The sequence below is a fragment of the Pseudomonas synxantha genome, assembly GCF_900105675.1.
GTDB lineage: Bacteria > Pseudomonadota > Gammaproteobacteria > Pseudomonadales > Pseudomonadaceae > Aquipseudomonas > Aquipseudomonas synxantha.
On sequence record NZ_LT629786.1, the window covers coordinates 3,266,883 to 3,288,379 of the forward strand.

The 21,497-nt window shown below is 61.8% G+C and carries 18 protein-coding genes; 5 read left to right on the top strand and 13 right to left on the bottom strand.

The annotated features are described in order from the left end of the window. The first annotated feature begins 6 nt into the window (after positions 1-6). The 3 genes from BLU48_RS15145 (at position 7) to BLU48_RS15155 (ending at position 2,491) form a co-directional block, all read left to right on the top strand. Positions 7-327 (top strand): 2Fe-2S iron-sulfur cluster-binding protein, encoded by a 321-nt coding sequence (locus BLU48_RS15145; protein WP_057023719.1) that lies wholly within the window; start codon positions 7-9, stop codon positions 325-327. Between the two features lie 20 nt (positions 328-347). Further along, on the top strand, positions 348-1,583 hold the full coding sequence (locus tag BLU48_RS15150; protein WP_057023718.1) for an NAD(P)/FAD-dependent oxidoreductase: 1,236 nt from the start codon (positions 348-350) through the stop codon (positions 1,581-1,583). Between the two features lie 74 nt (positions 1,584-1,657). Beyond that, complete coding sequence (locus BLU48_RS15155) at positions 1,658-2,491, top strand: oxidoreductase (RefSeq protein ID WP_057023717.1); 834 nt, start codon at positions 1,658-1,660, stop codon at positions 2,489-2,491. 4 nt (positions 2,492-2,495) lie between these two features. Here the strand turns inward: BLU48_RS15155 and BLU48_RS15160 are convergent, their stop codons facing one another. The 5 genes from BLU48_RS15160 to BLU48_RS15180 all read right to left on the bottom strand — a co-directional run bounded on the left by BLU48_RS15160 (position 2,496) and on the right by BLU48_RS15180 (position 7,450). Continuing rightward, the gene (locus BLU48_RS15160; RefSeq protein ID WP_057023716.1) at positions 2,496-2,846 is read right to left on the bottom strand and encodes a Cif family virulence factor; all 351 of its coding nucleotides are present in this window, start codon (positions 2,844-2,846) and stop codon (positions 2,496-2,498) included. 26 nt (positions 2,847-2,872) lie between these two features. Next, entirely contained in the window at positions 2,873-4,183 is a 1,311-nt protein-coding gene (locus tag BLU48_RS15165; RefSeq protein ID WP_057023715.1) for an MFS transporter, read from the bottom strand. 31 nt (positions 4,184-4,214) lie between these two features. Beyond that, positions 4,215-5,003 (bottom strand): SDR family NAD(P)-dependent oxidoreductase, encoded by a 789-nt coding sequence (locus BLU48_RS15170; protein WP_057023714.1) that lies wholly within the window; start codon positions 5,001-5,003, stop codon positions 4,215-4,217. Between the two features lie 77 nt (positions 5,004-5,080). Continuing rightward, a complete protein-coding gene (locus BLU48_RS15175; RefSeq protein ID WP_057023713.1) occupies positions 5,081-6,112 on the bottom strand; it encodes a hypothetical protein in 1,032 nt (343 codons plus the stop codon). Positions 6,113-6,172: 60 nt separating this feature from the next. Then, on the bottom strand, positions 6,173-7,450 hold the full coding sequence (locus BLU48_RS15180; RefSeq protein ID WP_172833424.1) for a cytochrome P450: 1,278 nt from the start codon (positions 7,448-7,450) through the stop codon (positions 6,173-6,175). 167 nt (positions 7,451-7,617) lie between these two features. Here BLU48_RS15180 and BLU48_RS15185 point away from each other — a divergent pair, with 167 nt between their 5' ends. Beyond that, positions 7,618-8,262, top strand: coding sequence for a TetR/AcrR family transcriptional regulator (locus tag BLU48_RS15185; protein WP_057023711.1), 645 nt, complete (start codon positions 7,618-7,620; stop codon positions 8,260-8,262). Between the two features lie 717 nt (positions 8,263-8,979). Here the strand turns inward: BLU48_RS15185 and BLU48_RS15190 are convergent. The 8 genes from BLU48_RS15190 to BLU48_RS15225 form a co-directional block, all read right to left on the bottom strand. Next, positions 8,980-10,584, bottom strand: coding sequence for a phytoene desaturase family protein (locus BLU48_RS15190; RefSeq protein WP_057023710.1), 1,605 nt, complete (start codon positions 10,582-10,584; stop codon positions 8,980-8,982). A gap of 95 nt (positions 10,585-10,679) precedes the next feature. Then, positions 10,680-11,501, bottom strand: a complete 822-nt coding sequence (locus BLU48_RS15195) for an SDR family NAD(P)-dependent oxidoreductase (RefSeq protein WP_057023709.1) — start codon at positions 11,499-11,501, stop codon at positions 10,680-10,682. Positions 11,502-11,540: 39 nt separating this feature from the next. Further along, positions 11,541-12,359 (bottom strand): enoyl-CoA hydratase/isomerase family protein, encoded by an 819-nt coding sequence (locus BLU48_RS15200; protein WP_057023708.1) that lies wholly within the window; start codon positions 12,357-12,359, stop codon positions 11,541-11,543. Beyond that, positions 12,356-13,327, bottom strand: a complete 972-nt coding sequence (locus tag BLU48_RS15205) for a VOC family protein (protein ID WP_057023707.1) — start codon at positions 13,325-13,327, stop codon at positions 12,356-12,358. Before BLU48_RS15205 ends, BLU48_RS15200 begins: the two co-directional genes overlap by 4 nt. A 47-nt stretch (positions 13,328-13,374) precedes the next feature. Further along, positions 13,375-15,906, bottom strand: a complete 2,532-nt coding sequence (locus tag BLU48_RS15210) for an efflux RND transporter permease subunit (RefSeq protein WP_057023706.1) — start codon at positions 15,904-15,906, stop codon at positions 13,375-13,377. A gap of 35 nt (positions 15,907-15,941) precedes the next feature. Continuing rightward, positions 15,942-17,060 carry a WD40/YVTN/BNR-like repeat-containing protein gene (locus BLU48_RS15215; protein WP_057023705.1) on the bottom strand — a complete coding sequence of 373 codons (1,119 nt, stop codon included), beginning with the start codon at positions 17,058-17,060 and terminating at the stop codon, positions 15,942-15,944. Between the two features lie 131 nt (positions 17,061-17,191). Then, positions 17,192-18,556 (bottom strand): DUF1329 domain-containing protein, encoded by a 1,365-nt coding sequence (locus BLU48_RS15220; protein WP_057023704.1) that lies wholly within the window; start codon positions 18,554-18,556, stop codon positions 17,192-17,194. 30 nt (positions 18,557-18,586) lie between these two features. After that, positions 18,587-20,239, bottom strand: a complete 1,653-nt coding sequence (locus BLU48_RS15225) for a DUF1302 domain-containing protein (protein ID WP_057023703.1) — start codon at positions 20,237-20,239, stop codon at positions 18,587-18,589. A 412-nt stretch (positions 20,240-20,651) separates the two neighbouring features. Here BLU48_RS15225 and BLU48_RS15230 point away from each other — a divergent pair, with 412 nt between their 5' ends. Then, positions 20,652-21,497: an SDR family oxidoreductase gene (locus BLU48_RS15230; protein ID WP_057023702.1), complete on the top strand. Its 846-nt coding sequence runs from the start codon at positions 20,652-20,654 to the stop codon at positions 21,495-21,497.

The window sequence follows — 21,497 nt, forward strand, 5'->3', positions numbered from 1 at the left end:
CAGAACATGCCCACATTGACGTTTATTGAACACAACGGCACCGAACACCGGGTCAACGGCAGCATCGGCCAGTCGGTGATGCAGGCGGCGACCTTCGCTTCGGTGCCCGGCATCCCTGCCGATTGCGGGGGTGCGTGCAGTTGCGCCACCTGCCACGCCTATGTCGACGAGGCTTGGCTGGCCAAGGTGGCGCAACCGGAAAGCATGGAGACCGACATGCTCGAGTACGCCTTCGAGCGCCAGGACAACAGCCGCCTGAGCTGCCAGTTAATCATCAGCGAAGACATGGACGGCATGGTCTTGCGCCTGCCGTCGTCGCAATTCTGAATACGCGCCAAGGAGCTGTCATGACCCTCGCCTCTGTCGTTATCGTCGGTGCTGGCCAGGCCGGTTTTCAAGTTGCGGCGTCCCTGCGCCAGGAAGGCTTTGAAGGCCGTATCACGCTGATTGGCGATGAGCCCGGCCTGCCCTATCAACGCCCGCCGCTCTCGAAGGCCTACTTGCTGGGCAAGATCCAGGCAACCAACTTGCTGTTTCGCCCTGAAGAGTTCTACGCCACCCAACGCATTGAACTGGTGCATGACCAGGCAACGGCCATCGACCGCCTGAACCGCCGCGTACTGCTTGCGTCTGGAGAAGCCGTGGGCTACGACCACCTGGTGCTCGCCACTGGTGCTCACAACCGCCCGCTGCCGGTGCCTGGCGCAGAGCTGCCGCAGGTGTTCGGCATCAAGACCAGGGCCGACGCCGACGCCCTGGCGCCACTGGCCAAGGCGGCGCGCAACGTGGTGGTCATCGGCGCGGGGTTCATTGGCCTGGAATTCGCGGCCGTGGCCGCCGCCCTCGGCGCCAATGTACATGTGCTGGAGCTGGGTGAACGGCCGATGGCGCGGGCGGTCTCGCGGGAGATGTCCGAGCTGTTTCGCCAGGCCCATGAAGCCTGGGGCGTGCATTTCGACTTCCGCCAGGGCCTGAGCAGCATCGAAGCCGACAATGGCAACGTGTGCGCGGTGCACACCAACGACGGGCGCCGCTTGCCGGCGGACCTGGTGGTGTTCGGCATCGGCGTGATCGCCAATGCCCAGCTGGCGACCGAAGCCGGGCTGGCGATCGAGAACGGGATCAAGGTCGACGCCAATCTGCTCACCTCTGATGCGCAGATCTCTGCGCTGGGCGATGTCGCCAGCTTCCCGTGCCTGCAAAACGACGAACAGCACACCCGCCTGGAATCCGTGCAGAACGCCATTGATCAGGCGCGCGCCGTGGCAGCACGTTTGATGGGCAAGCCTGCACCTTACGCGGCCCTGCCTTGGTTCTGGACTGACCAGGGCGACCTCAAGCTGCAAATCGCCGGGCTTTCCACCGGTTACGACAGCACCGTAGTGCTGGGCTCTGCCGAAAACCGGCAACTGTCTGTGTTGTGCTTTCGCAATGAGCGGCTGGTGGCAGTGGAATCATGCAACCGCATGGGTGACCACATGGCCGCGCGCAAGATCCTGGCCCGTGCTCCCCGCTTGACGGCTGTCGAAGCCGCCGCCGAAGGCTTCGACTTGAAAACCTGGGAAGCGGCCAACCGCGACTGATCCATTCCCCTTGCGCCGCATCCGCGCCTGGCGTGAGTGCGGCTTTTTTATGCGCAGAGCGCAGGAGCCATCCCATGAACAAAACCTGGTTTATCACCGGCGCGGCACGTGGCCTTGGCGCGGCCATCGCCCGCGCCGCCCTGGATGCGGGCGACAACGTAGTGGTCAGCGGTCGACGCCTTGAGGTCTTGCAAGGCGTCTTCGCCCCCTACGGCGAGCGCGTCCTGGCGGTGGAGTTGGACGTGAGCGACGAAGCCCAGGCACTGGCGGCGGTCGATGCCGCGGTGGCGCAGTTTGGCCGCATCGATGTGCTGGTCAATAACGCCGGTTATGGCCAACTGGCGCCCTTCGAAGAAAACCTCGCCGCCGAAGCCCAACAACAGTTCGCCACCAATGTGTTCGGGGTGTTCAATGTGTGCCGCGCCGTGCTGCCGGTCATGCGCCGCCAACGCAGTGGCCGCGTGTTCAACCTGTCGTCGATGGGAGGCCTGCTGGGCATGGGCGGCGCAGCGCTGTACTGCGCGTCGAAGTTTGCGGTGGAAGGCTTTTCCGAATCCCTGGCCCAGGAGGTCGCGGGGTTCGGCATCAAGGTCACGCTGGTTGAGCCGGGGGTGTTTCGCACCGACTTCCTCGACCCAAGCTCGGCAGTGTTTGGCAGCCGCGGCCTGGCGGACTACGAGGTGTTCACCGCCAAGGTCAAGGGCGCCTCGGCCGCCTACAACCATCAGCAGACCGGCAACCCAGCCAAACTGGGCGCGGCTCTTGTAGGCCTGGCCAACCATGAACAGCCGCCCCTGCGTTATCTGGCGGGTTCGGATGCGTACCAGCAAGTCAGCACCAAGCTGACCGACATGCTCACGCACATTGAACAATGGCGCGAGCTGTCGTTTTCGACCGACGGGGTATGAACGGCTACAGGTCGATGAAGTAACGCACCGACAATTTGCCCTCTTCGAACCGATACAACTCAATGGTCTCGATACCGCCTTCCAGCTCGCGGAAGGCGTTGAGGTGATGACAGGCAGCCTCGCTACCGTTGACGATGCACTGGCGCACCTCGACACGGATCTTGGGCTGCTGCTGCGCCCACATGCCCTCCAATACCTGCCAGCCATCCTGCACTGGCCTGCCGACGTATTCGATGCTCAAGCCGTTGGGCGACACGCTGCGGTAGTGGGCAAAAAATCCCTGCTTGTCACCCTTGTTCCAACAGTCGACCTGTCCATGCAGGAAACGCTCGATAGCTTGTCTGTCCATGCTCATAAACTCGATGTCCTCAGGGAAAGACTTCAGGCGGGTTGCTGCTGTTGCCAGGCATACCGGCGCGCCAGGAATGCCGGTTCCATCTTCAGGCACAGCAGGATGGTCGGGCCGATGATCGCGCAGCAGAAACAGCACACCAACACGGCTGAATAGCTGCCGTACACGTCGTAGAGATGCCCGAACAAGATCGGCACCAGCCCGGACACGATGGTGATCAGGCACAGGTGCAGGCCGAAGATCCGTGCGTAATCCTTGAGCCCGAAATAACGCGCCATCAGGAACGCCGCCAGATCAAACTCGGCCCCGGCACTCGCGCCGATGCACAGGGTGGCAAGCACCAGCAACGGCAGGCTTTGCCCGCCGCTGAAATAGAAAATTGCGCAGCCCAGCGCCGGCAGCACCAGGCTGACCGCCGCCACCATCGACGGCGAATAACGGTCCAGCAAGTAGCCCACCAACAGGCGCCCGGCGATGATCGAGATACCGAAGGTACTGAATACCTGGGCCGCCTCCTGCGGGCTGAGCCCTTTGCTTTGCAACATCGGCACCATGTTGGTGACCATGCCGACGGTCAACGACACCGACAGGATCAGCGCCACGTTGAAGCCCCAGTACATGCCGCTGCGCAAGGCTTGCCGGAAACTCATGCCGGACAGCTCCAGCGGTTTGCCCTGCTCGGCCGAATGGCTGCCGGTGGCAGGCCTTGAAAAGTCAGTCGGCAGGCGCAACCACCACAGCGCCAACGGCAATGTGAACAGCAATGGCATCGCACCCAGGGCGAAGAACCCGGCCTGCCAGCCATAGGCCGCAATCAGCCGAGACAACAACGGCGGCAGCACCATGGCCATCAACCCGGTGCCGCACAAGATAATCGCCAGCGCCAGGCCACGGTTGCGCTCGAACCACAGGTTGACCAATTGGGTCCAGGTAATGGCGATGGTGCCGGCACAGACGATCGGCATGGCAAAGAACGCCAGGTACAGCCAGCCAATCGAACCCTGGATCTGGGTGATTGCGAAATAGCCGACGATCTGCAGCACAATCGAAACAATTGCCACGCGACGCAGGCCATAACGCCGATACAACCAACCGACGACCTGGGTGGAAATCGCCACGCCCGCGAAGAGGAACGTGATCGACGCTTGCAAGTCGCCGCGGCTCCAGCCAAACGCTTGTTCCAGCGGAATCACCAGGGTGCCGAAGGCATACAGCAATGCCGCAGTAATACTGGTGCAGATGCCGAACAGTCCGAGCAGGACCACGCGCCAGCCGCGCTTGAATTCGGAAAAATCACTGCCCTGCCGAGGCGCAGTTTTGGTGCGTGTATCAGTCGTCATGGTCTAACTCCCGGCGCAATGCGCGACATGCTTAGTGGCCCTTGAGGATGTCTTCGACCTTGGGCAGTGCGATCATCGTGGCACCACCGTCCACCAGCAGCGACGTGCCGGTGATATAGGAGGCTTCGTTGGAGGTGAGGAACAGCACGGCGTTGGCAATGTCGGCGGACTCACCCAGGCGGCTTACCGGAAAATGCGCGGCCAGTTGATGCGGCAATTCGTTGCCCAGGGTTTCCAGCATATGGTCAGTGCCAATCAGGCCCGGCTCGACCACATTGACCAGGATGCCCAGCGCGCCAAACTCCACCGCCAGGCCACGGGCAAAGGCATTCATGAACGCCTTGCTCGCGCCGTAGGCAATCAGGCGGGGGGTGTATTTGCGGTTGGCTTCGCCGGACGAAATAAAGATCAGCCGGCCCTTGTCGACTGCCTTGGACAGGTACGGCGCACTGTCTTTGGCCAGCCAGAACAACGACTGGATATTGCTGCGTACGATGTGATCGAAGGTGTCATCGGCCATCTCGGCCATCAGCCCGTGGCTGGTGTCGGCGGCGCAATGCACGACGATGTCCAGTTGGCCAAAGCCGTCGACAGCGCCTTGCACCATGGCCTTGATCGCTTCACGGTCGGCGATGTCACCGCCGACCAGGCAGGCTTGTGCACCCAGGGCCTGGATTTGCCCGACGGTTTCTTCGCCATAACGCGCGGTGCGCGCCGATACGACCACCTTGGCGCCCTCGCGGGCATACGCCAGTGCGATTGCACGGCCCATGCCGCGTCCGCCACCGGTGACCAGCACTACTTTGTCGCGATATTTCATCGCCGGATCCTCATTGTTTTTATTAGTCGAGGCGGGTGTCGCGGCGGCCGGGCCTGTTGGGCCCGGCCGCCTGGAGGTTACAAGTCCTGGCCCTTGACGTTGCGCGCCGAACCGTTGCGCCGGTCCGACTCACCCCAGCCCAGCCAGTGCGACGGCTCACGGGTATCGCCAACCCGGCGCCAGCGGCCTTCTTGCTGGGCAGTAATCGGGAAGCCGCCGACGAAGTCGATCATCTCGCCTTTCTCGTCCGGCAGGAACTCCCATTGTTCCTTGCCTTCCAGGGTGATCTTCGCGGACTTGAGGAAGTAGCTGCCGTCTTTGTGTTCGGTGAGGCCCTCGATGTCGGTCGTCACCCGCACTTCGCCCTTTTCGTTGTTGAAGATCGCGTAGCCCAGGTGGTCGTGCCCGACCATGAAGGAGCCGGTGTCCCAGGTGCCATCCTTGTACACCGTGACGAACGACCACCAGATCACATGCTTGTTGTTGTTCACCACCAAGTCTTTCTTGAAGTGGATGGCGCCGCCTTCGGCCATGTAGAACTGGTCCAGTGCCATGGCGCCCTTCACCGGGCGGCCTTCGCACACACCGGACAGCTCCCACAGCTGCGACACGTAGAACGTGCCCCACTCCACGCCGGGCAGGTACCACTGCAACCCCGGGCCGAGCAGGCGGCCTTCGAGATGGAACAGGCCCTCTTCCTTCCAGGTCAGGCGTTCGCTGTTGGCGGTGATTTCCCAGGCATTGCCCGGCTCGCCCGGTTGGCTGGCCCAGCGCGCGGTGTCGCCGTCCAGGCTGTGCACCGGCAGTGGCGTCAACGCCTGCCTGGCCATTTTCTCGTGGTCCATGCGCAGGTTGACGTGATCCACGTGGTTGTTCAGGTAGAAGAATTTGGTCGGGTTGGGGGTGCCGTTGGGCGCCATCAGTGAGCGCACGAAGGAGTAGATATTGCCCTCCTCGTCACGGACCGAGCCGAACGGCGAACTCTTGCTCAGGTGCAGGCCGAAGAACCCGCGCTCGGCGGCCATCGATGCGCCCGTGACCTTGTGCGGGCCGACCAATTGTTGAAAGCCGAAATCACCGCGTTCTGGAATGGTTTTAAACGTTCTCATGCTGCCCTCTATTGTTTTTGTAGGGATGCTTTTGCAGGGATGTTTTGTAGAAAGGTGTGTTCAGTCCCAGATAACCGGGAGTGTCGAAACCCCACGCAACTGCGCGCCGTTGATCTGCGGCACGGGCTGGCTCGGGTCCAGGCGCAGGTTGGGAAACAGGTCGAGAATCGCGTTCACCGCGCTGCTGATCTCGACCTTGGCCACGAACTGGCCGATGCACATGTGCGGGCCAAAACCGAAACCGAAAGACGGTTTTGGCTTGCGGTCGATGTCGAAGACGTCGGGGTGTTCGAACGCGGCTTCGTCACGGTTGGCAGACACCACCATGCATTGCACGAAGGAGCCTTTGGGAATCTTCACACCGTGGAATTCCACGTCCTTGGCGGTCTCACGCACCTTGAAGGTGGCGACCGGCTCGAAGCGCGTGGTTTCGTCCATCAACCTGGCGATCAACGAGCGGTCGGCTTTCACGCGTTCCAGCAGGCCTGGAGTAGTCAACAGCAAGGTCATCACCGAGCCGAACATGCGCGTGGTGGTTTCACCGGCTGCCGGCAACAGCGAACGCGTGAAGGTGATGACTTCGTGGTCATCCAGGGTCCGCCCCTCGTATTCGGCACGCAGCAGGCGCCCCACGACGTCATCGCCCTGGCTGCCCTCGGCGCGACGTTGCACCACGACTTCCTGCAGCGCGTCGTACAAACCCTTGACCGCAATGCCGGCCTGGCGGCGTGCTTCGACCATTTTGGTCGGGTCAATCTGGTTGCCTCCGACGATGGCCAGCGCCCAGGCAGCGTATTGCTTGTATTTGGAGGGATCATCCGAGGGGAACCCCATCAAGGCGTACATCACCCGAATGGGCAGTTCGAGGCCGAACTTCATCAGGTCGGCCTTTTTGGCCGCCAGCATGGGCTGGATGTATTCCTCGCGGATCACCTGGTCGATCTGCGGGCGCCACTTGTTGACGGTTTCCGGCATGAACGCCGGTTGCAACAGCGCGCGTACCTTGCGGTGCTCGTCGCCATCCATCGCGAGGATGATCAAACCGTCGAAGAATGCGCCGAGGCCTTCGGCAATGAACCCGCTGGTGAAGGTCGCGCCATCGCGCAACACGCTCATCACATCCTGATAGTTGAACAAGGCGAAGGTCGGACGCGTACCCTGCTGCGTGCCAGCATTGGTCGGCACACCGAACTGGGTGATGAAGTCGCCTTCGTAGATCGGCGACTTGAGGCGCTGCTCACGGCACACCTCGTGAATATCCAGGTCGGTACCGCGGTACAGCTGCGACACCGCGGAATATGCGGTGGCCAGGTCCAACGCTGCGCTCTCGTTGCTCATCAATATCTCCTATCTCTTGTTTTTATTGTCCGGGCACCGGCTTTACGTGCAGTGTCCGGGCTGCCAACCTATGGTATGCGCTCGTCCAGGTACGGGCAGTCCGATTCGTTTGACCCGGGGTCAAACGAAGTCCCGCAAACAACACATGCCGGCAGAAGGAACAGAAGGTGGCGACAAAGACAGCTGAAGGTGGCGAACAGGGCAAACGCAGCACAATGAATCGCCTGCTCGCCGCCGCACGCATCGAATTCGCCCGCAAAGGCCTGGCAGGCGCGCGCGTCGAAGCCATCGCCATTGACGCCGGGGTTACCAAGCAACTGGTCTATCACTACTACGGGTCGAAAGAAGGCTTGTTCGTGGCGGTATTGGACGAGTCTTCGGACAACATCATGTCCGAGCTGGTCAACCTCAACGTGGAGTCGTTGCCACCGCCGCTGGCCATGCGCAGCGTGCTCAATCACTTCTTCGATCAGTACCGCTTCGATCCCTTCCTGGGTAGCCTGGCGCTGGAAGGGATCCGCTATCACGACGTCCATGAAACACCGCGTAACCATTTCCTTGAGCTGGCGCCGGCGCTGATTGCCAAGTTGGACGCGATCCTCAAGCGCGGTGCTGCCAGCGGTGATTTCCGTGCCGATATCAACCCGCGCCTGCTGCTTGCCAGTGCGTCCCTGGTGACCACCGGCTGGTTTACCAACAGCTATTCCATGTCAGCCCTGGCGGGCCTGGATACCGACTCCGAAGAAGGCCTGTCGACCTGGCGTCAATATTCGGCTGATTTCGTCCTGGCGGGGATTTCACTGCGCACATAAGATTTTTTGTATGAGCGCGCTTCAAGACCCCGCCGGGTGCAAGACATTGTGGCGAGGGAGCGGTTGTTTGGCTTGCCATGGTGAAGGATGCAGCGCGCCTCAAGACCCCGGCGTACACCGCGCCGGGTGCAACACATTGTGGCGAGGGAGCGGTTGTTTGGCTTGCCATTGGTGGAGGACGCAGTGCGCTTCAAGACCCCGGCGTACACCGCGCCGGGTGCAAGACATTGTGGCGAGGGAGCTTGCTCCCGCTGGAGTGCGCAGCGCTCCCGCTTTTTGGGGGCCGCTTCGCGACCCAGTGGGAGCAAGCTCCCTCGCCACAGGGAGCGGTTTTTTGGCTTGCCATTGGCGAAGAACGCAGCGCGCTTCAAGCGCTCCGGCGTAAATCGCGTCGAGTGCAAAACATTGTGGCGAGGGAGCTTGCTCCCGCTGGAGTGCGCAGCGCTCCCGCTTTTTTGGGGCCGCTTCGCGACCCAACGGGAGCAAGCTCCCTCGCCACAGGGGAGCGGTTGTTTGGCTTGCCATTGGTGGAGGACGCAGTGCGCTTCAAGACCCCGGCGTACACCGCGCCGGGTGCAAGACATTGTGGCGAGGGAGCTTGCTCCCGCTGGAGTGCGCAGCGCTCCCGCTTTTTGGGGGCCGCTTCGCGACCCAGCGGGAGCAAGCTCCCTCGCCACAGGGGAGCCGTCGCGCCTACAGGCGTGCGTCGGGTGTGGTTCAGCGAGCGGTTTTCTTCAGGTACGCGCTCACTCGTCGGGCCGCCAGCCGTCCTGCCATGCCATTGACCCCGCCACCCGGATGAATGCCCGCGCTGCCCAGGTACAGGCCTGCGACCGGTAACGTATCGCCGCCCAAGCCATGGGCCGGGCGCATCGTGCTGGAGCGCAGTGACGTGGTGTCGATATGCACCACGCAACCGTTGACGGTGTTCAAGCGCGCCGTAAAGTCCGGTGCCGCTTCGATGTGCCGGCCAATCACCTGGCCCTCAATGCCGTCGATATAGTCATACAACTGCGTCATCACCTGGTCAGCCACTTGCTCGCGCAGGCCATCCCAACCCTGGGTCGGGTTCACCGGCATCACCGGCGGGTAGATGTACAACACATCCTGCCCCGCCGGGGCCTGGGAAGGGTCCGCAGCACTCGGCGCAGCCACGGTGATATACGGCAATTTCGGCACCTCGCCGCGTGAAGAAGTAGCAAAATTCTCCAGCACCGCTTCCTCGGTTCCGATCAACAGGCAGGTATTGCGCAGGTCCACACCATCACCGCGCCACGCTTCAAAACGCGGCAGCGAGATCTGCCCGCGCAGGGCCACGTCCACTTTCAACGGGCCCGAACCCTTGGCGTTGGCCGGCGCCATGGCGATGCGCGTGAGCAGATGCCGGGGGATTTCGCCGGCGGTGACCATTTCCAGCGCCGGCTTGGGGTGACAGCCCGCGATCACCGCGCGCGCAGTGAAGCTGCGGCCATCGGCGAGTTTCACACCCTTGACCTGCCCGTCCTTGGACACGATTTCACTGACGCTGGCCGACACCAGCACCTGCCCGCCCAATTCCTCCAGGCGTGCCTGCAAGGCATTGCTCAACTGTTGCATCCCGCCCAGCACCCGACCTACCCCGAAGCGATGAAGGAAGCCGAGCAACGCGTAGTAAATGCCACCGCCATCGGCACTGATATCCCCGGCCAGGCCGGTCAGCGCACACATCGCGGAAATAGTCACCGGGTGCTCGAAACGCTCACGCGCCGCCTGCAACGCCGAGCCTGTCATCAATGCCATCAGCTCGGGCTTGAGCGCCTTGCGCTTGATCGCCGTGCCGAGAATTTTAAGCTTGGTGCCCAGGTTGGTCTGTGCCGGGTCGACGCGCATCATCGGCAGCGCAATGTCCAGGAACAGGTCGATGACCTTCATGAACTGCAGAAATGCGTCGGCGTCCTTGCTGCTGAAGCGGCGAATTTCGGCGGCGGTTTTCTCGCGGTCACGCCAGAACACCAGCGAGGTGCCGTCCGGGTGCAGGTACACATACCCCGGCGCCATTTCCACCGATTTGAAGCCGTGCCGTGCCAGTTCCAGTTCAACCGGTACATGGGCGTGCACGCGCATGGACATCATGTCCAACGCACACGGGTGCACCAAGTGCTGTGGCGCCTCGGGGATCAGGTAGCCCGAAGAGGCCATGCCGCCGACCTTGTCGAGTGCCTCGAGCACCAGGACTTTCTTGCCTTCCATGCCCAGGTAGCAGCCCGCCGACAGGCCATTGCTGCCGCCACCGACCACGATCACATCAAAGTCATTGTTCAGCGCATGTGGGTTCTGATTCATCACAGGTTTCCAGGTGGTTCCAGCCATGGCAGCGTCTGGCGGCAATGGCGGCAAAAGAGACCGCGACGCGCCCGACGGACGCATCGCGCCAGGCGTTACATGCCGGTGCGGCCCATTTGCGCGAACAGCGCACGCATGGCCACCAACGACGGTGTATGGCTGCTGAAACCGCCATCGGCCACCAGCGTGGTGCCGGTCACGAAAGACGACTCATCACTGGCCAGGAACGCCACCACGTCGGCGATCTGCCGGGGCGTGCCCAATTCGGCGGTGCAGTGGTTGTCCCGCAGGATATCCAGCAGTGCGGCGGGCATCGCGTGCTCGGAGGGCGCCAGGCCGATCTGCACGGCATTGCCGCGAATGCCCTGCTTGCCGTACTGCGAAGCGACCATGCGCGGCAACATCATCAAGCCGGCCTTGGACGTGGCGTAGCCGGTCAACGACATGTCGCCCTGCATGCCCAGGCCCGAGGTGGCAAAGATGATCGAGCCCTGGCCGTGTTCCAGCATCACCGGGATCACATGCTTGGTGCACAGCACGGCGCCGCGCAGGTTGACCGCAATGGCGCGGTCCCAGGCCTGCATGTCGAGGTTGACGAAATCACGGTCCAGCTGGCGTTGTTCGGCGTTGAGAATGGCCGCGTTGTTGTGCAGCACATCGATACGCCCAAAGTGTTGGCGCACCTGGGCGACCATGGCTTTGACGTCGTCTTCGGAGGACACATCGGTGCAAATCGCCAGCGCCTGATGCCCTTCGGCCAGCAGCGCCTGGGCTACCGCGCTGGCGCCTTCGAAATTGATGTCGACTACCGCGATGCTTGCGCCATGGGACGCCAGCACCCGCGCGCACTCGGCGCCCAGGCCGCCACCTGCGCCGGTGATGATCGCCACGCGCCCTGCCAGTTTTCCTGTACTCATGTCCTGTTCCTTATGGTTGTCTCGGCACGCCTCTGCGGCTTATTCGCCGGTGAACTGCGCTTCGCGTCGTTCGCTGAACGCCAGCGCCGCCTCGCGGGCATCCCCGGTCGGGGCCAGCAAGGCGAACAGGTCCAGCTCCAGGTTCAGGCCGCTCTTGAGGTCCAGTTCCAGCGCTGCCCGCGCTGCCCGTTTGACAAACGCCGACGCGGTCGGTGGTTTGCCGGCAATACGCTGGGCAAAGTCGCGCACTTCGCTCTGCAACGAGGCGCTGTCACTGGCCAAACGGCTGACCAGGCCAATGCGCTGGGCCTGCTCGGCGCTCACGCGATCGCCGGTGAGCAGCATGTCCAGTGCCTGGCCCGGCGCAACCACCCGCGACAGCCGTTGCGTACCGCCACCGCCGGGAATCAGCCCCAGGCCGGTTTCCGGCAGCGCGAACACCGCGTCAGGCGCGGCGAAGCGAATGTCACAAGCCAATGCCAGCTCCAGCCCGCCGCCCATGCAATAACCATGAATGGCGGCGATCACCGGCTTGCTCACCGCGTCGAGCGATTCGATCCAGCGCAGTTTCTCCATGCGCTGGCGCACCTGCAGGCTGGACTCGGTACCACGGCGCTCCTTGATGTCGGCGCCGGCACAGAAGCCCCGCTCGCCTTCTCCGCGGATCACAATCACGCGGATCGCCGGGTCCTGTTGCAACAGGCTCAGCGCCTGGGGTACGCCCAGGCGGATAGCGTCGTTGATCGCGTTGATTTGCCCCGGGCGCGTCAGAACGATCCAGCCGACCCTGGCCTCGCGCTCCAGGCGCACCGCCTCGTTGATCTGCACGACTGTTTGCTCAGGGTGCGTGGTGGTCATGCAGGGCACTCCTCGAACTCAAAGACCTGGCCGTTGAATTCCTGAGGGTCGACCTTGATCAGCGACCGACCGTCCACCGCCTGCGACGACTCGATCCACTGGAATCGCGTGCCACGCGCCCGCAAGTCTTCGGCCTTGGCGGCCAAGTCGTTGACGCCGATCCGAATGTAATACGGTCCTGGGCCCCAGTTGTTGACGTAGTGGCCGGCGTCGGTATTCCAGTAAGTCGCTTCCAGCACATCGAGGGTCGCGCTGTTGGGCACCGTAAAGCCCATCCGCGCGCGGCGGTAGCCTTCACTCTGGATGTTTTGGACCGGGCCGCTTGGCTCCCAGTCGAGGTTGGTCGAGACCTTGCGCAGGGTTTCATCCAGGTCGCGTACCAGGAAGCCACGGGCGGTGACGCGCACCATCTCGCCGGGCTTGAGGTCGCGCGGCTGTGCAGGTGGCAACTGGTAGGTTTCCGCCGGCATCTGCAACGGCTCGGTGGGCATGATCTCGATGCACAGGCCGCCATCCACCGACGGCTGGTAATACGGTTGCTCCGGGGTGGCGCCCAGCCACAGCCGGTCGAACGGCATTTCCGGGGTGCGCTGGGCCATGCGGAACGGCAGGCGCCGGCGCATCAGCTTGGCCACCAGGGCGTCGAACTTGTCGCCATGCAGGGCCAGCACGATGGAGTGGGTCAACATCGGCCGGTGATGGCCCTGGAAATCCTTCAGGCTTTCAAGAAAGTCATGGAACAGCGGGTCGCCGGGGTTCGGTCGATCCAGGTGCCATTGCGGTTCAATGCGTGTCGGCGACACGGCCAGGGACTTGTGCACGCGCAAGAAATGCGCAATGTACGGGTGGTTATCGAACGCCTGGCGCCAGCGTTCATGTTTGTAGATCCCCAGCTTGTCGACCAGCATCTCGGTCATGCCGTCCGGGTCTGGCACCATCATGTCGGCACTCAGCAATAACTCGAACATTTTTCTCTCCTGGCAATGTGCGGCCGGGGCCTGCCCCGGCGATTAAGTCAGCGGGCGCGCCGGGGTAAGGCGGCCTTGGTCAATGCGTGATTACGCGGCTGGGCCGCCGGCCTGCGGCTGTCTTGCTGCTGGCGTGTGTCCTCCAGGTCGAGGGCGGCCCCGCCCTTGGAGTTGCCCTTGGGGTTAAGCAAAAAGTGCGACAGCGCCGGGATCAGCACCAGTGCGCCGAGCATGTTCCACAGGAACATGAAGGTCAGCAGGATGCCCATGTCGGCCTGGAATTTGATCGGCGACCAGGCCCAGGTGATCACGCCGGCGGCCATGGTCAGGCCGACCAGCGCGACGACGCGGCCGGTGAAGTCCAGCGAACGCCGGTACGCCACGGCCAGGCTGCCGCCACGGGCCTGCACGGCCAGTTGCACGCTGAGCAGGTACAACGCGTAATCGACCCCGACCCCCACGCCCACCGCAATCACCGGCAGAGTGGCAACCTTGAGGCCGATGCCCAGCCAGACCATCAGCGCCTTGCAGATAATCGTGGTCATCAGCAGCGGGATCAGCGCCACCAGGGTCGCGCGCCAACTGCGGAAGGTCAGCAGGCACAACAGCGCAGTGGCGCCGTACACCGCCAGGTACATGGTGATAATGCCCTTCTCGACTTCGATATTGGTCGCCGCCTCGATGCCGGCATTACCCGCCGCCAGCAGGAACTCTACCGGATGCTCGGCGCCCGCGGCGGTGTTGTGGGTGTTGGCGAAATCTTCGGCCACCTTCAATACGCGGTTCAGCGTGTCCGCCTTGTGGTCGGCCAGGTAGGCAATGATCGGCGTCACCGAACACTGCTGGTTGGTGATGCCCGGCGCGGAAATCATCGCGGCATCCACGGCCGAGTTGGTGATCGCCTGGTCACGGCTGATGCTCAGCCATTTCGGGCTGCCCTCGGCCATGCCCGAGCTGATCATGCGCACGGTTTCGCCAAGGGACTGGGTGGTCTGCACCCCCGGGGTCTGCCGCAGGCGCCAGGCCAGTTGGTCCATGCTTTGCAACGACTGGTAGAGGCGGCAGCTGTCTTCGTTGGTCTTGACGATGACCACGAACTGATCGCTCGACAGCCCGTAGTTTGCAGTGATGTAGGCGTTGTCGCGGTTATACCGCGAGTCGGCGCGCAGCTCCGGCGCGCCGGGGTCCAGGTCGCCCACCTTGAGGTGCATCATCACCGCGGTGCCCGCCAGCGTCACGACCAGCGAAAGCGCGATCACCGCCGTGGCCATCGGCCGCTCGGTAAAGCGGTCAAGGCCATGCCAGACGCGCCCAAGCACGCCGCGATTGGCTTCACCCGCCTGGTCCTTGGCGATCGCGATACGCGCCGCTTTTTGGCTCACGCCCAGGTATGAAAGCGCCACCGGGATCAGCAACAGCTTGGTGAAGATCAATACCGCGACGCCGATACTGGTGGTCAGCGCCAGGTCGCGAATCACCGGGATATCGATGATCACGAGCACCGCGAACCCGACGATATTGGTCAACAGTGCTGTCAGGCCGGTGAGGAACAGCCGGCGAAAGGTGTAGCGTGCCGCGACGTATTTATGGGTGCCACGGCCGATATCCTGGAGGATGCCGTTCATCTTCTGCGTGCCATGGGAGATGCCGATGGCGAAGATCAAAAACGGTACCAGAATCGAGTACGGGTCCAGGTCGTAACCCAGGATCTGCATCAACCCCAGCAGCCATACCACCCCGGCCACTGCCACACCCACCAGCAGCAGCGTGCTGCGCAGGCAGCGGGTATAGAAATACACAAACAGACCGGCGATCACCACCGAGGCCCCGAAAAACAGCATCACCGAATACAGGCCGTCGATCAGGTCGCCGACCAGCTTGCTGAAGCCGACGATATGAATCGCCACCTTGGGGCTTTCGAGAACGCGAATCTTGTCTTCGAGCTGTTTGGAGAAGTCGCCGTAGTCCAGCGGTTTGCCGGTCTGCGGGTTGGTATCCAGCAGCGGCGCGACAATCATGCTCGACTTGCCGTCATTGGCCACCAGGTTACCAATGATGCCAGCGCGCATGATGTTACTGCGCAGCGCCTGGATCGACTTCGGGCTGCCGTCATAGTCAGACGGCATCACCGCACCACCGTCGATGCCCTCCTCCGTGACTTCCTTCCAGCGCACGATGGGCATCCACAACGACTTCATCCAGGACCGATCCACGCCGGGTATCAGGTAGAGGGTGTCGTTGACCTTTTGCAGGGCGAGCAGATAGTCGGCGTCGTAAATATCACCGGTCTTGTTTTCCACCACTACGCGAATGCTGTTACCCAGGCCTGGCAACTGACTTTTGTAGGCCATGTAGTTCTTGATGTAGGGGCTGGAGCCGGGAATCATTTTTTCGAAGCTGGCATTGACCTGCAGGCGCGTGGCGAAAAAGCCCAGCGTCACGGTTGCAAGCAAGCAGGCAACGATAACCAACATGCGGTTTTTGAAAATGACCCGCTCAAACCAGCCGCCGGAGTTCTTGTCGAAGTCCTCCAGGTTGGCAATCACTGGCATCCCGCTGTTGAATTTTTGCTCGACCATGTTTTCTGTCTCGTAGGGGAATCGTGCCGACCGCGTTAATCAGCCTTGGCGATATCGATGACCTTGGCGCCGTTGAAGCGCGCAACGACCAGGCTCCCGGCCTGCTCGGTGGCGCTGGCGGCGTACACCTCGCCCACTCGCCCATTGGCCAGTTTGGTGACGTGCAGGGTCTGGCGATCCACCTTGACCAGTTGCCCGCCCTGGCTCACCACGATCAGGGCTGCGCCCTGTTCGACAATGCTCACCAGGCTGCCATTGAGTTGAGTGTCCAGGGCCTGCCAGCTCTGGCCGTCATCGCGACTGGCAAACAGATTGCCGCGTAGCCCGAACGCCAGCAGCAGCTGGTCGAAAGCACGCACGCCGAAATAGGTCCCGGTGTACGGGGTGTCGATTTTCACGAAACGTTGCTGTTGGTTGTCCAGGCGCAGCAACAGCCCCTGTTCACCACTGATGTAGAACGTACCGTTGTGCTCAGCCAAGCCATACAGGTGCATGCGCTTGGGGTTGTCCGCCCGTTCGATCCACGGCAGCCAGGTTTTCCCGGCATCCTCGCTGCGCAGGATCATGCCGAAGGCGCCGACCGCAAAGCCGTGGCCTTGTGCGTCAAACAGCACGTCGAGCAATGGCACCGGCAGTACATCAGCCGTCGCCGACGAGCCCATCGCGCGGCTGACTTCCTGGACCATATCCGCCGCGTCCTGGTCACCGCTCTCGGCGCGTTGGCCATAGACGCTATTGAGGACGCCGAGCAATTGCCGGCCATCCATTTGCACCGCCCAACTGAGGCCACCATCGGTGCTGTGCAGTACCACGCAATCGTGGCCGACAATCCAACCGTTTTGCGCGTCACTGAAACGCACTTGCACAAAGTCACTGGAGACCGGGCTGGGCACTTGCTCCCAGGTCTGGCCGTTGTCGCGCGAGCGCTGGATCAGGCCGTGCAGGCCCACACTCACCAACGCATCGCCGGCACGTGCAACGCCCAGCAACGGCGACGCCAGTGGGCCTTCGAGCAGGCTGGCCGGCTCTTGCAGCGGGTCGATCAGCGCAGCGGCTGCCTGCGCATGACCTGCCGCCATCAGCGCGGCGATCAGGGCAATGTTCAGCACTCGCGTGAGCGGGTTGGAAAGTCGTACAAGGCGTTGGCTAATCATTATTTTTATCCTCACCAGGCCGGGGTCCCGGCGCCGGCGCGCATCTGACGATTGACGCGCTGGCGACAGGACCACCTCTTCAACTGCGCGCACCTCCAGGGTGCGCGCAGGTCACCGCATGCCGCTTGATGCTAGCGCTGGGTTTCGCGCGCCACGATCGCCTCGGGGTTCATATCCCGTTCGGAGCGGGGTTTATCGACGAACTTGTAGCCGCCCTTCAGGCCGTCGTTGAGCAGTGCCCACATGCCTTTGTTGAAGTCGTACACCACGTTCTTGACGTTGTACGGCAGGGTCTTGTCGTACAGCTGCACGCCACTGAGGAAGATCGCACGGTACAACGCGCCGCTCTGGTCCCAGGCGTCATACAGGCCGATGCCGTAGGTGTCTTCATCCAGGTAATAGGTACGCTTGCTGTAGACGTGACGCTTGCCCGGTTTCAACGTGGCTTCCACTACCCACACGCGGTGCAGCTCCCAACGCTCGCACGCCGGGTTGGCGTGGTGGGTGAGAAACTGGTCGTCCTGCTTGCACTCGAAGTAGAACTTGTAGGCGTTGTACGGGATGTACATTTCCTTGCGGCCCACCAGCTTGTAGTCGAAGCGGTCCTGGCTGCCGGAGAACATTTGCAGTTCGTCGAACAGGGTCACGCCGCCCTGGCTTGCCACCGGGGTATCGAAGGAAAACTCGGGGGCCAGTTTCACCCGGCGTTGACCCGGTGAATAACTGAACGCACGACGCGGCTTGGTGGTGGGGTCCATGTAGTCGTTGATGCCGGTCACTTCGCCAGAACGCCGCGCCGGGTAGTTATTCAGCGAGTACACCCGCGCATACATGTTCGGGTCACGGTCCGGCTGCTCGGTCTGGTAGTACGGCTGCTCCTCGAACGTCGCCTGTTCGGCGGCCTTGGTCCGCGAGCCATTGGCGTCTATCACCCAGCTGTTGGACGAGCTGGTGGTGGAGTAGCCATGGCCGATCTTGTAGCGCAGTTGCTGGTTCCAGATCACCTCGTTGCCGGTCTTGGGGATCGGGAACGGCAAGCCGCCACGGCAGGCGACGTCCACTGCCAGGCCTTCCTTGGTGGTGTTGCAGCCGGTGGCATTGCGCGTGGTTGCAGCCAGCACATCCTGCGGGTAGGCCGTGGTGCGATGGCTGGGGTAAATATCGAAGTAATAATCGGGGTATTTCTTCAGGACTTCTTTTTGCCCTTCGCTGAGCTTGTCGGCGTATTGCGCCACGTTCTGCGCGGTAATCCGGAACAGGGGTTTCTCATCACGGAACGGGTCGGCCCAAAAGCCACTTTCGGGCTTGAAGTCTGCAGGAGCCTTGGTCAGGCCACCGGTGTAGGCCGGAATGGTGCCTTCGGCATTACCTGCCTGAATCGACCCAAATGCAGTGAGGGTTTTACCGATCTGCGCCGCTTCTTCCGGGCTGACGGCGGCGATGCTGCTGGCAGCAAAGCCAAGCAGTGCGATGGACAAGGCAATTTGTCGTTTCATTCAGACAGGCTCCGTTTTTATTGGATTTGTTCAGAAGGAGGTTTTGAACGTGAATGCCAGCCAGCCACGGTCGGTATTACCGACGCCGCCGTTGCCTCCCACGGTACCGTTGGACAGGTTCTTGGACTGGGCATGGGTGTCGGCGTAGCGCAGGCCAAACTCGTACTGCTGCTGGTAGGTGAACTTGACCCCGGTAGACCAGGCCAAGGCACCTTCACTGCCACCGCCGGCGGAAGCGGCGTTACCGTGAATGCCGTAGTTGACGGTCAATGGGACTTCCAGATCCCACGACGGGAAAATGTTCAGGTATTGCGGCGTGTAGTTGACCGCAGCGGCATAGTAGTTACGGGTAGAGCAACCGTCCGACTCATCGCCGGAATTGGCAACAGCTGGGCTGCGCCCGCTGGTACAGGCAGCGTTGCCCTTGTATTTGAACAGTTCCTCGTGCTCGGTGACTTTGGCCAGGTGGCTGAAAGCGAACTCTGCGACCAGCGTGGCATTCTCGGCAATGAAGTTACGCGGCACGCCATACACGGCGTTGGCGATGAAGTGGATGGTGTCGCCGCGAGGGCCTTCGTCATCCAGGGTGCTGACGCCGGTCGCGTTCAGTGCGCCGTTCATGCGATAGGACAATTCACTGCCCACGGCGATCGAGTCGAACACCCGCGCGAAGCTGACGCCGGCCAGTTTCACCCCACGTGGGTACACCACGCGGTACTCACCCAGGTTCGCCTTGATTTGCGGGGCCAGCCACGGCTGGTAATCGTCGAACTGGCGGTAGTAGGCGCCGAAGGTCGACTCGATGGCCTCCAGGTTGTATTTGGCCATCACGCCCCAGTTGGCGCCGTCGCGGCCAAATTTGGAGTTCTGGCGCTTGAACGCGCCAGCACCGGCAGGTAACTGGTCCGGGCCTTCAAACAGGAAGTCCGCGCCGCCGAAATAGGTGCCACCGTAAGGGATACGGGTGTTGTCCCATTCATAGAAATACTGCCCGGAAATCGACAGAGAATCGGTGACTTGCGCTTTCGCCGAGACTTGGCCAACAGGCAAAAATACTTCTTTTGTCTCAATACCAGGGCTTGTGGCGGCTTTTACCCCATCACTTGGCGCCTGGGAGTAGGAAACGGAGTGGGCACCGAACAGCAGGCCTTCACCCCAATAGTTGGTGTGCCGACCAACCTTGACGTTGACCGGCGTGTCGCCCAGCTGGAAATTCTTCCAGATGAATGCGTCCAGGATTTCGCCCGATGGCCCCCGCACGTAGCGCTTTACTTCGTCGCTGTACCGGTCGTTTTCATAACTGGTCTGGCCACCCACCTGACTTTTTACGCCAGTGTCGCGATAAGCATTGTCGTACCAGCCGGCGAGGCTCAGGCGTGCGCCCCACTCGTTCAAGTATGAAAAATCGACTTCGGTAAACAGATCGACCCGATTTGTCACGATGTCGTGTTTGCCGAACTTGCCGTCGGATTCGTCGTAGGTAGGGTTATTCATGATGTGACTGTCCTGGCCATCCATACGCATGCCCAGGTTGTAACGCACGGTGTTGTCCCAACGCAGGCGGTAGTCGGGGTTACTCAGGTCGAACGAAACTGCGTGGGCACAGCTCATGCCGCTGAGCACCGCCAGCGCGACAGCGCTACGGCTGAACACCTGCCGACCGTGCTTGGTCATGTCTTTCATACGAGCCACCTTTTATTTTTATTTTTCAGTCGTTTATGTGAGATCGGTAGAACGCTTTCTGCTGTATTGCGGGCAGGTGTCGCGCACCTTGCCCCAAGCGCCTCAGCCCTATCTGTCCAACTTCCCAACAGCTGCAGGCCCAGCGGCTTGGAAATCAAATTAACCGAGAAAAACAAATAATTCCATATAAAGATTTCAATTCTATATTCAGAATCACAAGCTTCAGTACCCCATCGGTTCACACCTTCACAACCTACAGAGCTCGGCACATCCACGCAGACATATTGCACATAAAAAACTTAACTGTTCAATTGTGTTTTGATCCGGCGTCGGTTTGCGTTCTAATGGGCCTTGCCGGACGCGGCCGCCGCGTCGTCGCAACGCCCATAAAAACAAGAGGAAAAAGCCGCGAATGAACATCGATCTGAGGGGAAAACGAGTCATCATCACGGGTGCTTCAAGGGGCATCGGCCTTGCTATAGCAAGCGCGTTCGCCCTTGAAGGTGCTCGTGTAGCGATTTGCGCGCGCAGCCAGGATGCCGTCGACGCCGCCGCCGCCAAATTGCGCGAATCTGCCGAACAGGTGCTGGCGCGCGTTGTGGATGTCACCGACACACAGGGTGTTCAACACTTCGTCAGTGAAGTGGCCGAGGCATGGGGTGGCGTGGACATTTTGGTCAATAACGCCGGTCAAGGGCGTGGCGGCAGCCTCGAAACGCTCACCCCGGAGGCCATTCTTGAACACGCAAATGTGCTGCAAATGGGCCATTTCCGTTTCGTCCAGGCGGTAGTGCCGCATATGCGCAAGCAGCAGTGGGGGCGGATTATCGAAATCAATGCGCTCGCCGGCACGGTCCCGACGCCGGACGGCATTCCCTCGGTGATCAACCGCGCTTCGTGTATCGCCCTCTCGCGCTCACTGGGAATGTCCCTGGCCAAGGACAACATCCTGGTCAACAGCCTGAACATGGGTTGGATCGACACTGGCCAGTGGGACCGCCATTACCGGGAAATGGGGCCCGGGGTCAGCCGCGAAGAGTTTGACGCGATGGTGCTCAAAGTGGTGCCCATCGGGCGCTACGGCAAACCCGAAGACGTCGCCGGCATGGTGTTGTTCCTGTCCAGCGAGTACGCCAGCTTCATCAGTGCGGCGTCCATCGACATCGCTGGCGGCATGGGTGGGCAAATCGCGTATTTCCCAACGCTCAAACGCGATTTCGCACAGGCGGTCAAGGCGCGTAATGCGGCCGATCAATAG